The organism is Duganella aquatilis (assembly GCF_009674565.1).
Classification (GTDB): Bacteria; Pseudomonadota; Gammaproteobacteria; order Burkholderiales; family Burkholderiaceae_D; genus Rugamonas; species Rugamonas aquatilis.
In genome coordinates this window covers 26552-41771 of the sequence record NZ_WKJL01000013.1, presented here as the reverse complement: position 1 = coordinate 41771, position 15220 = coordinate 26552, and the positions used below count along the sequence as shown (strand labels likewise).

At 66.1% G+C, this 15220-nt stretch carries 6 protein-coding genes; 4 read left to right on the top strand and 2 right to left on the bottom strand.

Annotated elements, in window-relative coordinates; all coding sequences use genetic code 11:
* Positions 1–129: 129 nt before the first annotated feature.
* Positions 130–1677, bottom strand: a complete 1548-nt coding sequence (locus tag GJ698_RS17625) for a CehA/McbA family metallohydrolase (protein ID WP_229260044.1) — start codon at positions 1675–1677, stop codon at positions 130–132.
* Between the two features lie 174 nt (positions 1678–1851).
* Here GJ698_RS17625 and GJ698_RS17620 point away from each other — a divergent pair, with 174 nt between their 5' ends.
* Genes GJ698_RS17620 through recD form a run of 4 tightly spaced genes read left to right on the top strand, consistent with a single transcriptional unit; the run spans position 1852 to position 14046 of the window.
* Positions 1852–4959 carry a CHASE domain-containing hybrid sensor histidine kinase/response regulator family protein gene (locus GJ698_RS17620; RefSeq protein ID WP_154359166.1) on the top strand — a complete coding sequence of 1036 codons (3108 nt, stop codon included), beginning with the start codon at positions 1852–1854 and terminating at the stop codon, positions 4957–4959.
* 36 nt (positions 4960–4995) lie between these two features.
* The gene (recC, locus tag GJ698_RS17615; protein WP_154359165.1) at positions 4996–8415 is read left to right on the top strand and encodes an exodeoxyribonuclease V subunit gamma; all 3420 of its coding nucleotides are present in this window, start codon (positions 4996–4998) and stop codon (positions 8413–8415) included.
* Positions 8412–12119, top strand: a complete 3708-nt coding sequence (recB, locus tag GJ698_RS17610; RefSeq protein ID WP_154359164.1) for an exodeoxyribonuclease V subunit beta — start codon at positions 8412–8414, stop codon at positions 12117–12119. Before recC ends, recB begins: the two co-directional genes overlap by 4 nt.
* Positions 12109–14046 (top strand): exodeoxyribonuclease V subunit alpha, encoded by a 1938-nt coding sequence (gene recD, locus GJ698_RS17605; RefSeq protein WP_154359163.1) that lies wholly within the window; start codon positions 12109–12111, stop codon positions 14044–14046. The genes recB and recD overlap by 11 nt, the downstream gene beginning before the upstream one ends.
* A gap of 99 nt (positions 14047–14145) precedes the next feature.
* Here the strand turns inward: recD and GJ698_RS17600 are convergent, their stop codons facing one another.
* Positions 14146–15018, bottom strand: coding sequence for a serine hydrolase (locus GJ698_RS17600; protein WP_154359162.1), 873 nt, complete (start codon positions 15016–15018; stop codon positions 14146–14148).
* Positions 15019–15220 lie beyond the last annotated feature (202 nt).

Genomic DNA, 15220 nt, shown 5'->3' with positions numbered 1-15220 from the left:
CAATTTTGTGCGTTGCGGCACCGTCGTTTCAGCCTGTATTTTATCGTTTTAATAACTGTCATTTCAACTTTTCTAGCAATAAAAATATTATCGGAATTAAATTTTCCACAGCGCACGATTGACGGCATCTCATGGTGATAATTGTGTTACCCAAATCGGAGCGCTCCACAGCATTTTGCCGTCGTCCTGCGTGACTCTGGCGTAATAAAAATGTTCGCCCGGTAATGGCGTCAGCGTGCGTTTCAACTGGCTGCCCAGAGCGGCGACCTGGCCATTGCGGCCGGGAACGCCGTGAAATATGCTGACAGCAGCGACGCTGCGGCCGCCGTGGCTGACGTACCGCGCCTGCAGCGTCAGCCTGCCGCGATTTTGCATGCGCTCGCCCATCATGCGGCCGTTGGCGGTGAAGATCAGTTGCGCGTGCTTGTCCATCGTGGCGTAGACGCGGCGCGCTTGCAGCGCCTCCAGCAGGGACGCCGGCGTCAGCGGCGTGTTGCGGGGCAACAGCACGGCCGTTCGGTTCGAATAGGCCGCGCCCCAGTTGGCGCAATGGTTGTCCTGGTTGCTGCTGAACGCCAGGTGGTAGCCGGCTTCCAGCAGGCTGTTACAGCCCGCTTCGAAGTTGCTGTGGCGCGTTTCGCTTTCGTCGGTCTTGCTGGAAAACGCGCTGCTGTTCATCACTTCGCACAGCAGCATGCTGGCGTCGCCATCGCCGGTCCACGCCAGCGGCCTGCCGTTGATGGCGAACTGGTCGTGCTGCGGATGGTTGAACTGGCCGAACCAGCCGCGCTCGCGCATCAGCGTGTAGAGGGCGTTGTAGTCGTTCTTCGGCGTCTCCTGATCGGCCAGCAGGTCGCCCTGGGCGTTGCGCTCCCAGCCGAGCAGGGCGTCGGCGTTGAGGATGTTGAGGTGGCCGCCGTGGTTGATGACGCCCCATTCCTGGCCGTACAGCGCCAGGAAGCTGCGGTGCGCGTCGCGCCAGCTGGCCGCCTGGCGCAGGCCGTCCTGGAACAAGGCGCGGGCGGCGTTGGCGTCCGCCTGCTGGTTGGTGCCGTCCGAGCCGTCGTACATATGGTTGTGTTCGGAGGTCATCAGGAAGTCGAGGCCGTGCTGCCCGGCGTAGGTATAGGCGTCGCTCGGGCCGAAGGCGCCGGACTGCGGCTCCTGCGCGCCGCTGCAATGGTCGAGCGCGCCACCGCCGTCGCTGTGGTTGGTCTGGCTGTGCAGATTGCCCAGGTAGATGTCGTATGGGGGCGGGGCGGCGGACGCGCGGCGGGACACGGTCGGCGCCGCCGCCGTGTCCACCGCCACCGGCCAGCTCTGTTCGGTCTCGCTGCCGCCGTCCAGGCTGGCGCGCAAGCGCAGGCGGTAGACGCCGGTGGCAACATTCGCCCGCCAGCGCAGCGTGACCGCCGCCTTGCCGCCGGCAAGCGTCTGGTTGCCGCGCCAGGTGCGCACCACGGTGTCGTCATGCCGGGGCAAAAGTTCCAGCTGCCAGCGCAGTTTTTGCGGCCCGACGTCGGGCGCGGAGAATTGCATGGTTGCCGTGCGCACGCTGTTGCTGATGCCGTGGAATGGCGTTTGCAGCACGGCATCGAAACCGTGCTCTTCCTCGGCCGCATGCGGCATGTGCATCATCGCAACGAGCGCCATCGGCAACATGAAATTTTTTCGCATGTTCGCCTCCATGAGACAGCCTCATCTCTTAGAGTGCGCCTTGCGGCATAAGGTTCCCTTCATTTTCGATAGCAACCTCGGCTGAATTCTCACCAATTCTTTCTCTGGTTCGTGCGCAGCATTGATAGTATGCTGCTGTGATGCAAATAATTTCCGCTTTTAAAGTGATCGTGCATGCTGAAATCCGCTGATAGAAGGTCGGCAAACCGACGCGCGCGCCTGGTGTTCTGGGGCGTCGGTTTTGCCTTGGCCGCTTGCATGGGGGCGGTGCTGTACGGCGCGGCCTCGCGCACCGTGGATGAGGACGCCTCGCAAATGTTTGAAAACCTGGCGCGCAGCACGCAGTACGGCATTTCCGCGCGCATCAAATCCTATGCGGACCTGACGCGCGCGCTGGCCGCGCTGTTCCAGACATCGGACAACATCAGGCGCAGCCAGTTCCACCAGTACGTGGCCAGCCTCGACACGCCGCGCCACTTTCCCGCGATCGAGGCATTGACCTGGGCGCCGAGAATCAGCGACGCGCAGCGCGACCAGTTCGTGGCGTCGGTGCGCGCCGAGGGCTATCCGCAGTTCGACATCACGCCGCCGGGACGGCGTCCGTACTACGCCGTGCTGACTTACCTGGAGCCGGACATCATCCTGCGGCAACGGCATGGCGTCGACATCGCCGCCAGCGCGGCCATCGCCGCCATGCTGGATGCCTCGCGCGACAGCGGCCGGGTGGGCGCCACCGGCGAACCGATTCTGTTCCAGCTGCCGACGCCGCACTACGGGCTGGGCGTGCGGCTGCCGGTCTACCGCCGCGGCCTGCCGCTGGACACCGTGGCCGAACGCCGCGCCGCTTATCTGGGAACGGTGGGCGCGGGCTTCAGCATTCCCCGGCTGGTGCAGGGCGCCGTCGACGAGATGACCGTGCGCGACGTGCATCTGACCCTGTATTCCGACGGCAGCGCCAGCGCCGATCAGCGCCGCCTGGTCATCGAGAATACCGACCGCCTGCTGTACTCCGACACCGGGGCGTTGACGCCAATGCCGCTGCCGGCGGGCCAGCGCGCCGAATACCTGGAGGCCACGCTGCCGATCGATTTCAACGGCAGCTTGTGGAAGGCGCAGTTCCGCGTGCGCAAGGACGCGCTGTTGAGCGGCTTCGACCTGTATTTCCCGTCGCTGGCCGCGCTGACCGGCTTTGCCGGCATGCTGCTGTTGTACAGCTATGTGTTCGTGCTGTATGCATCGCGCCGCCGCGCCATCAAGCAGGGCGTGCTGCTCGATACGGTGCTGAACAACGTCGACGCCCATGTGTACATGAAGGATAACGACCGCCGCTATATCTACGTCAATGCGCGCAAGGCCGAGTGCATCGGCCTGCCGGTGCGGGAGATCATCGGCAAGCGCGACTCGGAGGTGATGCCGGCGGCCCAGGCGGACGCCGAATGGGCGCTGGACCAGCCTGTCCTCGCCAGCAATGTCAAACACTCGGGCGAGGCGCAGTTTGTCGGCCGCGACGGCGTGCTCCAGCACCTGTGGACGGTGAAGATGCCGGTGGAGCTGGGGCGCTCCTACTGGGCGGTGATCGGTCTGTCGACCGACGTCACGGCGCTGCACCAGCTGAAGGACGAGGCGGATGCGGCCAACCAGGCCAAGAGCGACTTCCTGTCCAATATGAGCCACGAGATCCGCACGCCGATGAACTCCATCATCGGCATGGCGCACCTGGCGCTGAAGTCGGTGACGCATCCCAAGCAGCGCGATTACCTGCAGAAGATTTACCACTCCGGCCAGCACCTGCTGGGCATCATCAACGATATCCTGGATTTTTCGAAGATCGAAGCCGGCAAGATGGACCTGGAGGTGCTCGACTTCACGCTCGACTCGCTGCTGGCCAATATCTCCGGCCAGCTGGGCGAGAATGCGCATGAGCGCAGGCTGGAACTGGTGTATGAAATCGGACCGGGCCTGTCGTATCAGCTGCGCGGCGATCCGCTGCGGCTGGAGCAGGTGCTGCTGAACTTCACCAGCAACGCCATCAAGTTTTCCGAGAACGGCAAGGTGATCGTCCGCGCACGGGCGCTGGAGGAGCGCGACAGCCACATCATGGTGCGCTTCGAAGTGATCGACCACGGCATCGGCATGTCGGAACAACAGGTGGCGCAGCTGTTCCAGTCCTTCCACCAGGCGGACACCTCGACCACGCGGCGCTACGGCGGCACCGGCCTGGGACTGGTGATCAGCAAGCAGCTGGCGGAACTGATGGGCGGCGGCGTCGGCGTCGACAGCACGCCGGGGCAGGGCAGCACCTTCTGGTTCACGGCGCGGCTGGCCAAGGGCGTGCACTTCCTGGCGCCGAGCAGCGAAACGGTGCAGCCGGATGTGCTGGACAGCATACGCGGCGCCTCGGTGCTGCTGGTCGAGGACAATATCTTCAGCCAGCAGGTGGGGCAGGAGTTGCTGGAAGACGTCGGCGCCACGGTCTGCGTGGCCAACAACGGCAAGGAGGCGATCGACCTGCTGCTCAAGGAGCGCTTCGACTGCGTGCTGATGGATGTGCAGATGCCGGTGATGGACGGCTACGAGGCCACGCGCCTGATCCGCGCGCACCCCAAGCTGTCGGCCACGCTGATCATCGCCATGACCGCCAACGCCGGCCGCGACGACCAGCAGCGCTGCCTGGACGCCGGCATGGACGAATTCCTGACCAAGCCGATCGCGCCCAAGCTGCTGTTTAACATGCTGGCCAGGTGGATGGGCCAGCGGGCGCGGACGGCCCCCGCCGTGCGCAAGCCGTCGCCACCGCCGCCGTCGTATTTCTCGGTGCCGGCGGGCGTGACCATGATGCCGCAGTCGCCGGTGTTCGTGCCGCGCCAGATGGCGCCGTCCGCGCCGGCGGTGGCTCCGGTTGCGGTTCCCGTTGCACCGGCCGAGACGCCGGCCGAGCTGTTCGACCTGGAAGCGCTGGCGCAAACCTTCGGCGGCAAGCCGGACAAGATGCGCAAATACGCGCTGCTGTTCCTGAGTTCCGCGCGCGACGGCCTGCAGGAACTCGACGAGGCGCTGGCAATGGAAGACCTGGCGCACCTGGCGGAGCTGGGCCATCGCATCAAGTCGTCCGCGCGCGCGGTCGGCGCCATGCAGTTCGGGAACCTCTGCTATGCGCTGGAACAGGTGCGCAACGACACCGGCATGGCCAATGCCCAGCGCCTGGTGCAGGAACTGCGCGCCATGCTGACGGTGCTGGATCACCATATCGAGCAGGAACTGCTGGCATACGATCCGGGCTAGAGCGATAATAGAGCCTCGCTAACGTTGAAGAGCTCTATGACTTCTGGCATCACCCCCGGCCTGCTGATTTTGCACGGCAATCAGATGGAACAGTTGCGCGCCGCCGTCTTCCAATGGCTGCGCAACCACCCGCTCGGGGCGCTGGAGTCCGAAATCTTCCTGGTGCAGTCCAACGGCGTGGCCGAATGGCTGAAAATCGCGCTGGCCGAGGAAATCGGCATCTGCGCCGCCTCGCGCGTGGCGCTGCCGGCGCGCTTCCTGTGGGACGCCTACCGCGGCATGCTGGGACGCGACAGCGTGCCGCCCATCTCCGCCTTCGACAAGGGACCGCTGACCTGGCGCCTGATGCGCCTGTTGCCGACCCTGCTGGCCGATCCCGTCTTCGCCCCGCTGCGACACTTTCTGTCGGATGGCGAAGCGGAGCGCCGCCTGCAACTGGCTGAACGCCTGGCCGACTTGTTCGACCAATACCAGGTCTACCGCGCCGACTGGCTGGACGACTGGGCCGCCGGCTGCGACCAACTGCGCAACGCGCGCGGCGACGTCACGCCGCTGCCGGAAGACCGGCGCTGGCAGGGGCAGTTGTGGCGCGCCGTCATCGCCGACGTCGAGCCGCATGAGCGTGGCCTGGGCCGCGCCACGGTGCACACCGAATTCGTGCGCGCCAGCGCCGCCGGCGAAACGCCGCTGGGCCGTTTGCCGCGCCGGGTGGTGATCTTTGGCGTGTCGGCGCTGCCGTTCCAGACCTTGCAGGCGCTGGCTTCGCTGGCGCGCCACACGCAGGTGCTGCTGGCGGTGCCGAATCCCTGCCAGTACTACTGGGGCGACATCATCGAAGGCCGCGATTTGCTGCGCAGCGCGCACCGCCGCCAGCAGCTGCGCAACGGCCAGGACCTGGGCCAGATTCCGCTGGAAGAACTGCACGCGCACAGCCATCCGCTGCTGGCCAGCTGGGGGCGGCAGGGCCGCGACTTCGTCCGCATGCTGGATGAATTCGACGAGGCGGCGCAGGCCAGCGCCGCCGCCAACGAGGACGATGTCGCGCCGCTGCGGGTGGACCTGTTCAGCGACGGCGACGGCGACACGCTGCTGACGCAGGTGCAGGCCGCCGTGCGCGAGCTGCTGCCGCTGGCCGAGCACCCCGGCATTCCGCCGGACGAGGGCGACCGTTCGATCGAATTCCACGTCACCCACAGCGTGCAGCGCGAAGTGGAAGTGCTGCACGACCAGCTGCTGCAAATGTTCGCCGACGCGGAGCACGGCGGCCGTCCGCTGCGGCCGCGCGACGTGGTGGTGATGGTGCCGGACATCGACACCTTCTCGGCCGCGATCCACGCCGTATTCGCCCAGCACCGCCGCAGCGATGCGCGCTACATCCCGTTCGAGATCGGCGACGTCAACGACCGCAGCGTCAATCCGCTGCTGGTGGCGCTGGAATGGCTGCTGCGCCTGCCGCAGCAGCGCTGCCGCCAGAGCGAAGTGCGCGACCTGCTGGACGTGCCGGCGCTGGCTGCCCGGTTCGGCCTGCACGACGACGACCTGCCCACCTTGGGTCGCTGGATCGAAGGCTCGGGCGTACGCTGGGGGCTGGACCAGCAGCACCGCAGCGGCCTTGGCCTGGGCCCGGCCGGCGAGCAGAATGCCTGGATCTTCGGCGTGCGCCGCATGCTGCTGGGCTATGCCAGCGGCGCCGGCGACAGCTTCGCCGGCATCGAACCTTACGGCGAAGTGGGCGGCCTGGATGCCGCGCTGGCCGGCTCGCTGGCGCAGCTGGTGGAAGCGCTGCTGCACTGGCGCGCCGTGCTGGCCGAATCGCGTTCGCCGGCCGAGTGGGGCGTGCAGGCGCGCGCACTGCTGGCCACCTTCTTCAAGGCCAACGAAGAGAACGACCGCCTGACGCTGGCCCAACTGGACGACGCCCTGAAAAAATGGCTGGACACCTGCGAAGGCGCAGCCTACGAAGAAGCCGTGCCGCTGGCTGTGCTGCGCGAAGCCTGGCTCGGACTGATGGACGAGCCGACGCTGAACCACCAATTCGTCTCCGGTGGCGTGACCTTCTGCACGCTGATGCCGATGCGCGCCGTGCCGTTCCGCGTGGTCTGCCTGCTTGGCATGAACGACGGCGATTTCCCGCGCCGCGCACCGAAGGCCGACTTCGACCTGCTGGCGCAGCCGGGCATGGCCCGTCCAGGCGACCGCTCGCGCCGCGACGACGACCGCTACCTGATGCTGGAAGCCGTGCTGGCCGCGCGCGACAAACTGTATATCAGCTGGGTCGGACGTAATGTGCGGGACAACAGCGAACAGCCGCCGTCGGTGCTGGTGTCGCAGCTGCGCGATTACCTGGTCAGCGGCTGGCGGCTGGACCTGAAACAGCGCACCACCGAACACGCCTTGCAGCCGTTCAGCCGCCGCTATTTTGAAGATGGCGGCCTGCTGACTTATGCGCGCGAATGGCGCGAAGCGCACGGCGCGGAAACGCGGAGCGGCGACACCATCGAACTGCCGCCGTTTGACATCGACGACAAGTTCCGCCTGAAGCTGGGCAGCCTGCACAACTTCCTGCGCCAGCCGGTGCGCTTCTTCTTCCGCCAGCGGCTCGGCGTGATGTTCGGCGAGGCCGCGCTGGTGGGCGAGGACGAAGAGCCGTTCTCGCTCAACGCGCTGGAACGCTATCTGCTGGAAGACACCATGCTCGACGACGCCGAAACGCCGGAGGAAATCGACCAGGTCTACGACAAACTGACCCAGCGCGCCGAGCGTCTGGCGCGCGAAGGCGTGCTGCCGATTGGCCTGATCGGCCAGCAGTACCAGCATCAGCTGGTGGAGGCGCTGGTGCCGGTGCGCTGCGCGTGGCTGACGTTGCGTCAGCACTACGAACTGCCGGCGCCGAAAGTGGCGCTGAACCTGATGCTGGCCAGCGTGCCGCTGGACGACTGGATCGACCAGCTGCGCAGCAACGGCAGCGAAACCGTGTGGCTGGCACAGATGTCGTCGCGTGTGGCGGACAAGCAGGGCAAGCCGCGCGGCGACAAGCTGATCGCGATGTGGCTGCGCCAGCTGGCGGTTTCGGCCACCGGCATGCAGGTCACCGGCCACCTGGTGGCGCGCGACGCCATCGTCACCATGCAGCCGCTGGCGCCGGAACTGGCGCAGGAAGCCTTGCGCGAACTGGTGTGCCTGTGGCGCGATGGCATGAACCGTCCGCTGCCCACCGCCTGCAAGACGGCGCTGGCGCTGGTGCAGGAAGGCGATGCGCGCGCGGTCTACGACGGCGGCTTCGATATCGGCGGCGAAAGCGAAGACCTGTGCCTCAAGCGCATGTGGCCGGACTATGCGGCCCTCAGCGCCGAGCCGGATTTCCACGACGTCTCGCACGCCCTGTATCGCCCGCTGGCCGACTGGATGGACCAATCTATCACCGTAGCCCGCATTGAAGGCGAGGACGCAGCATGACCACCATCGTCGCCAATCAACTCGCACCGCTGACCTTTCCGCTGCACGGCTCGCGCCTGATCGAGGCCAGCGCCGGCACCGGCAAGACCTGGACCATCGCCGCGCTGTACGTGCGGCTGGTGCTGGGCCACGGCGGCGACCACGCCTACCGCCGCGCGCTGCTGCCGGCCGATATCCTGGTGATGACCTTCACCCGCGCCGCCACGCGTGAACTGTCCAACCGCGTGCGCGAACGGCTGGTCGAAGCGGCGGCCTACTTCCGCGCCGACGAGCCGCGCCAGAAGCGCGACGATTATCTGGACGAGATCCTGGACGCGTATCCGGATTACAGCCAGAAGCAGCAGGCCGCGCACCGCCTGCAACTGGCCGCCGAAACGATGGACGAAGCGGCCATCTTCACCATCGACGCCTGGTGCCAGCGCATGCTGCGCGAGCACGCCTTCGACAGCGGCAGCCTGTTCGACGAAGAACTGGTCAGCGACGAGCAGGCGCTGTTCGAAGACGCCGCGCACGATTACTGGCGCCAGCAGGTGTATCCGCTGAACGCCGCGTCGCTGGAAGCGCTGCTGTCATGCTGGGGCGATGTCGGCGCATTGAAGAAATCCATCCGCGAACTGGTCAGGCGCGCCGACATCATCGGCGACGCCGGCGGCGAATCGCTGGGCGTCCTGATCGCTACTGTGCAGCGCGCGCAGCAGGAGCAACTGGCACAGCTGAAGGCCGGCTGGTACGAGCGCGCCACCCGCATGGAGCAATTCATCGCCGGCCACCGCGCCACCGATCCCAAGTGCTTCAACGGTAACAAGATGCGACCCGATTCGCTGGTCAGCTGGTTCAACGGCTTGCGCGAGTGGGCGCAGAATCCGGCCCAGGTGCTGCCGGATATTTCGGACACGGCCTGGAACCGCCTGACGCCGGAAGGGCTGGAAGACGCTTTCGCCAAGAACTTCAGCACCGTGGTGCCGGACGACTTCGATGAAACGCAGCCGCTGAAGCGCGCGCTGGCCGAGATCGAGCCGCTGTCGCACGCGCTGTACCGCCACGCGGCGGCCACGGTCGCCAATCGCATGGCCGAGTTGAAAAAGCGCAGCCGCCAGTTCGGCTTCGCCGACATGCTGGACCGCCTGAACGCCGCGCTGCAAGGCGAAAACGGCGCCGCGCTGCGCAAGCGTATCACCGAGCAGTACCCGGTGGCGCTGGTCGATGAATTCCAGGATACGGCGCCGAACCAGTACCAGATCTTCAACGAGCTGTATCGCGTGGCCGACAACGATCCGGAAACGGGCCTGTTCCTGATCGGCGATCCGAAGCAGTCGATCTATGGTTTCCGTGGCGCCGACATCCACAGCTACCTGTCCGCGCGGCGCGCCACCGCCGGCCGCCATTACCAGCTGGGCACCAACTACCGCTCGACCAAGCCGGTGGTGGATGCAGTCAACCACCTGTTCCTGCACGCCGAAGGCCGCGCCGCCGGCGAGGGCTTCGCACGCGGCGCCTTCCGCTTCCGCGATCCCGCGTCGCGCGAGAATCCGCTGCCGTTCGAGGCGGTGGACGCCAAGGGCCGCAAGGAACACATGGTGGACGCGGCCGGCGACGTGCCGGCGCTGGTCATCGCGTGCAGCGCCACGCAGGAACTGAAGGCCGAAGGCTACCGCGAATTTTTCGCCAGCCACTGCGCCGAGGACATCGTCGCCAAGCTGAATGATGAGCGCGCAGGCTTTGTCGGCGGCGATGACGGACCGCAGCGGCTAAAGCCCGCGGATATCGCGGTGCTGGTGCGCGACCGCAAGGAGGCCGCCGCCATCCGCCGCGCGCTGCAACGGCGCGGCGTGCCGAGCGTCTACCTGTCGGACAAGGACTCGGTGACCGACAGCGAGGAGGCGGCCGACGTGCTGCGCTGGCTGTCGGCGGTCGCCAATCCGCTGGACGGTGCACTGGCGCGCGCCGCCTACGCCACCCGCACCGCCGGCCTGCCGCTGGCCGAGCTGGCGCGCCTGTCGTCGGACGAACTGGCGTGGGAAGAACGCGTCGAACAACTGAAGGCGCTGCACATCATCTGGCAGCGGCAGGGCGTGCTGGCCATGCTGCGCCGCTTCATCCACGAATTGCAGCTGCCGGCCGCCTTGCTGCAACAGGTGGGTGGCGAGCGGCGCCTGACCAATCTGCTGCATCTGGCGGAATTGCTGCAATCGGCCAGCCGCCAGCTGGATGGCGAACAGGCGCTGATACGCTGGCTGGCCGAGCAGATCGAAGGCGGCGAGGGTGGCGGTGACGAGCGCGTGCTGCGCCTGGAAAGCGACGCGGAGCTGGTCAAGGTGGTCACGGTGCACAAGTCGAAAGGCCTGGAGTATCCGCTGGTGTACCTGCCGTTTGCCGTCACCGCGCGCAAGGTCGAACGCCGCAACCGCAGCTTCTTCGAATTCAGCGACGACGACGGCGTGCGCCGCATCGACATGGCGCTGACCGACACCGCGATGGAACTGGTGGAACGCGCGCGCCTGCAGGAAGACCTGCGGCTGATGTACGTGGCGCTGACGCGCGCGCGCCACTTCCTGTGGCTGGGCGTGACGGCGCTGTCGGCGCGCAAGGCCGGCGACAACACGCTGCACGAATCCGCGCTCGGCTACCTGCTGACCGGCGGCGCGCCGCTGCCGTCGGACCTGATGATGGAGCGCTGGCAGCACGCGTGCCAGGACTGCGGCGACATCCGCCTCGACCTGCTGGCGATGGACGCCAAACAGGTCACGCGCCTGAGCCGCGTCGAGCATCGACCGGCCTTGCTGGAGCCGCAGCATTACAGCGGCCGGTTTGAGCGTGACTGGTCGGTGGGCAGTTTCAGCTCGCTGGCGCGGCGCACGGGGCCGACCGGCACCATCAGCGCCGCCGGCCCGGTGCCGCGCGACGCCTTGCAGGAAAAGCTGCTGGAGGATGGCGACCAGCCGGCCATGGCCTTGCCGTCGCGCGTGGAAGACACGCCGTGGCACCGCTTCCCGCGCGGCTCGGTGCCGGGCAACTTCCTGCATGAGCAGCTGGAGTGGATGGGGCAGGAGGGTTTTGCCATCGTCGACCACGAGACGTTTGCATCGCGCCTGACGCGCCGCGTGGAGCGCGCCGGCTGGGGCAATCGCCTGGACGACACGCTGGCGTGGTTGCGCGAGATCGCCAGCACGCCGCTGCCGCACTTGAATGCGCCGTTGAGCGCCATCGTCGCGCCGCTGCCGGAGATGGAGTTCTGGTTCCCGAGCGACCGACTGGCCACCGGCGCGCTGGACAAGCTGTGCGCCACGCATCTGCTGGGCGGCGCCACGCGGCCGGCGCTGCCGGAGCGCGAGCTGCACGGCATGCTGAAAGGCTTTTGCGACCTTGTGTTCGAGCACGAGGGCCGCTACTGGATACTGGACTACAAATCGAATGCACTGGGCGGCGGCGACGCCAGCTACCAGGAGCCGTCGCTGATCACGGCGATGGTCGAGCACCGCTACGACATCCAGGGCGCGATCTACATGCTGGCCTTGCACCGGCTGTTGCAAAGCCGCCTGGGCGACGCTTACGATCCGGCCGAGCAGCTGGGCGGCGCGATCTTCATGTTCTTGCGCGGCATAGGCAATACGCAGACGCGCGGCTGCTACTGGATCGCGCCCGACGCGGCACTGCTGGATGGCCTGGACAGCCTGTTGAACACCGAGGCACACAATGAGTATTGAGTTTTTCCAGCAGGTCGATGCGCTGACCGAGGCTGGCCAACTGCGCCGCCTGAGCGGCGCGTTTGCGCGCTTTATCGCGTCGGTGGGCGACAGCTCGCCGCAACTGATGGCGGCCTGCGTGCTGCTGTCCGAACTGGAGGGGCGCGGCCACAGCTGTTTGATGCTCGACGAGCTGAATGCCGATCCGGCCGCGCTGCTGGGCTGGAGCGGCGAAGAATGGCGCGGCCTGCGCGCATCGGTCGGCGACTGGCCGGCCGATACGGACGCCTGGTGCGACCTGCTGGCGCGCTGCGTCCAGGTGTGGCCGGTGGGCGGCGACCAGCATCATCAGCCGCTGGTGCTGGATGGCGAGCGGCTGTATCTGCGCCGCTACTGGCAGGACGAAACGCACGTGGCGCAGGCGGTGCGCAGCCGCGCCCTGGGCGGCGTGCTGGCGGCGGACGCCGACGTGCAGACCGCCGGCATCCGCCGCTGGCTGGACAACCTGTTCCCGCACGCGCCGCGCGGCGGCAGCGTAGACTGGCAGAAGATCGCCTGCGCGGTCGCCATGCGCGGCAAGCTGGGCATCATCACCGGCGGTCCGGGCACCGGCAAGACTTATACCGTGGCGCGCCTGCTGGCGTTGCTGTTTGCGACGGCCGGCGAAGAACGTCAGGCCGGCTTGCGCGTGGCGCTGGCGGCGCCGACCGGCAAGGCGGCGGCGCGGCTGAAGCAATCGATCGATACGGCGCTGGACGAGCTGGCGGAAAAGGTCGGCGACGAGTTGCCGCTGCGCGAACTGGCGGCCCGCATGGGCGCGGCGCGCACGCTGCATAGCTTGCTCGGCGCGCGGCCGGATACGCGGGCGTTCCAGCATCATGCGGGCAATCAGCTGGACGTGGATGTGCTGATTGTCGATGAGGCGTCGATGATACACCTGGAGATGATGTCAGCGCTGCTGGCGGCCTTGCCGGAGACGGCGACGCTGATCCTGCTTGGCGACAAGGATCAGCTGGCGTCGGTGGAGGCGGGCGCGGTGCTGGGCGATTTGTGCCACAACGCCGAGGCGGGCGAGTATCTGCCGGAGACCTTGTCGTACGTGCAGGCGGCGACCGGCCAGCGCATTCCCGAGCCTTTTGAAGGCCATGGCGGACCGATCGCGCAGCAGACGGTGATGTTGCGCGAGAGCCGGCGTTTCGGCGGCCCGATCGGCGCGCTGGCGCTGGCGGTGAATGCCGGCGATGCCGCCGCGGCGCTCCATGTGCTGCGCGAGGGACTGGATGGCAAGGTGGCCTGGACCGATATGGCGCAGCCGGCGGATCTGCTGCAGCTGGCCTTGGGCGGTTATCAGCCGTATCTGCAGCTGATTAAACAGGCGCCGGCCGAGGCGGATCAGCTGGTATGGGTGAAATCGGTATTGAAGAGTTTTGAAGGCTTCCGGATCTTGTGCGCGGTGCGCGAGGGCGAGTGGGGCGTGTCGGGCCTGAACGAGGCGATCGAACAGCGCCTGCAGAAGGCTGGGCTGCTGAAGCGTAGCGGCGAATGGTATATCGGCCGCCCGGTGATGGTGACGCGCAATGATTACGCGACTGGCGTGTTCAACGGCGATATCGGTTTGACCTTGCCTGATCCGGCGCGTCCGGGAGCGCTGCGGGTGTACTTTGCGGAGGGGGAGGCGGTGCGCAGCGTGCTGGCGACCAGGCTGAGGAATGTCGAGACGGCGTTTGCGATGACGGTGCACAAATCGCAGGGTTCGGAGTTTGCGCACACCGCCATGGTGCTGCCGAAGGACGGCGGCGGCATGCTGGCGCGGGAGTTGATCTACACCGGCATTACGCGGGCGCGGGATTACTTCACTTTGCTGACCCCGAACGGCCAGGTGCTGCTGGATGCAATTGGCCAACGGACCCAGCGGGCTAGCGGCTTGCGCAGCCAACTGGAAAATTAGGCGGCCACCCCGCACGCTTTTGCCACGACGTCCGCGTTACCACTTAGGGGTCTGACCCCGCACGGGGTCAGACCCCACCAGGCCGTGCGGGTTTAAAGATTACATCGCGCGACGCGTACGCTTGCTGCGTTTAACCGCCTTCTTCTTGGTGGTCACGGAAGCCTTCATCACTTTTGGCTCATCCGCGCCAGCAATGAAACGACGAATATTCACCGCATCCATCTGCCGCGCCGAGTTCGCCTTGGCGTTCAGCAGCACCAGCGTATTCTCCTTGCCGCCCGACTTGAAGCGCATGATCAGGCAACGACCCGCCTCTTCGGTATAACCAGTCTTGGACAGGCCCACATCCCAACCCTTGGCGCCAACCAGGCGATTGGTGTTGTGATACTCGACCTTGCGGCCCTTGATATTGATGATGTCCTTGGTGTCGGTGGTAATCCGGCGAATCTCCGGATACGCCGACGCCGCCGTCGCAATCTTCACCAGATCAGTCGCGGTCGACATATTGTGCGGCGACAAACCGGTCGGCTCCTCGATCACGGTCTGGGTCAAGCCCAGCGCCTTGATCTTGCTGCGCACCGCCATGCGGAAGGCCGGCAGGCCGCCCGGATAGGTACGGCCCAGCGACGCGGCGGCACGGTTATCCGACGACATCAGCGCCAGTTGCAGCACATCGCTGCGTGACAGTTCGGCGCCCACCGGCACGCGCGAGGCGCTGTGCTTCAGCATGTCGACGTCGGCGCGGTCGATTTCAATTTTCTCGTTCATGTCCGGCTTGGCGTCCAGCACGACCATGGCGGTCATCAGCTTGGTCAGCGAAGCGATCGGGACCTGGGCGTTGGCGTTTTTTTCCAACAGGACTTTGCCGGTGCCGTCTTCAACCACCAGCACCGACTGCGAGCCGAGCGGTACGGCGGCGAATGCGGCCACGGTAAACGAACTCAGCAATACAGCAACAATTTTCTTGAGCATATAAGTATTCGGGAATAGGGAGTCTATCGGACGCGTCTGGGCGACGCGGCGCACGTAAAAAATCCTGCTATACGGCAATATTCTCTAAGGATAGACAATAACATTAAAGCTGCTTCTCGTCTATTGTATGTAAGTCCCGGATTCTTATATTTTTTTTATACGTTAAGGACGCCTTAAGCAAAAAAGCCCTGAGACGGGAGGA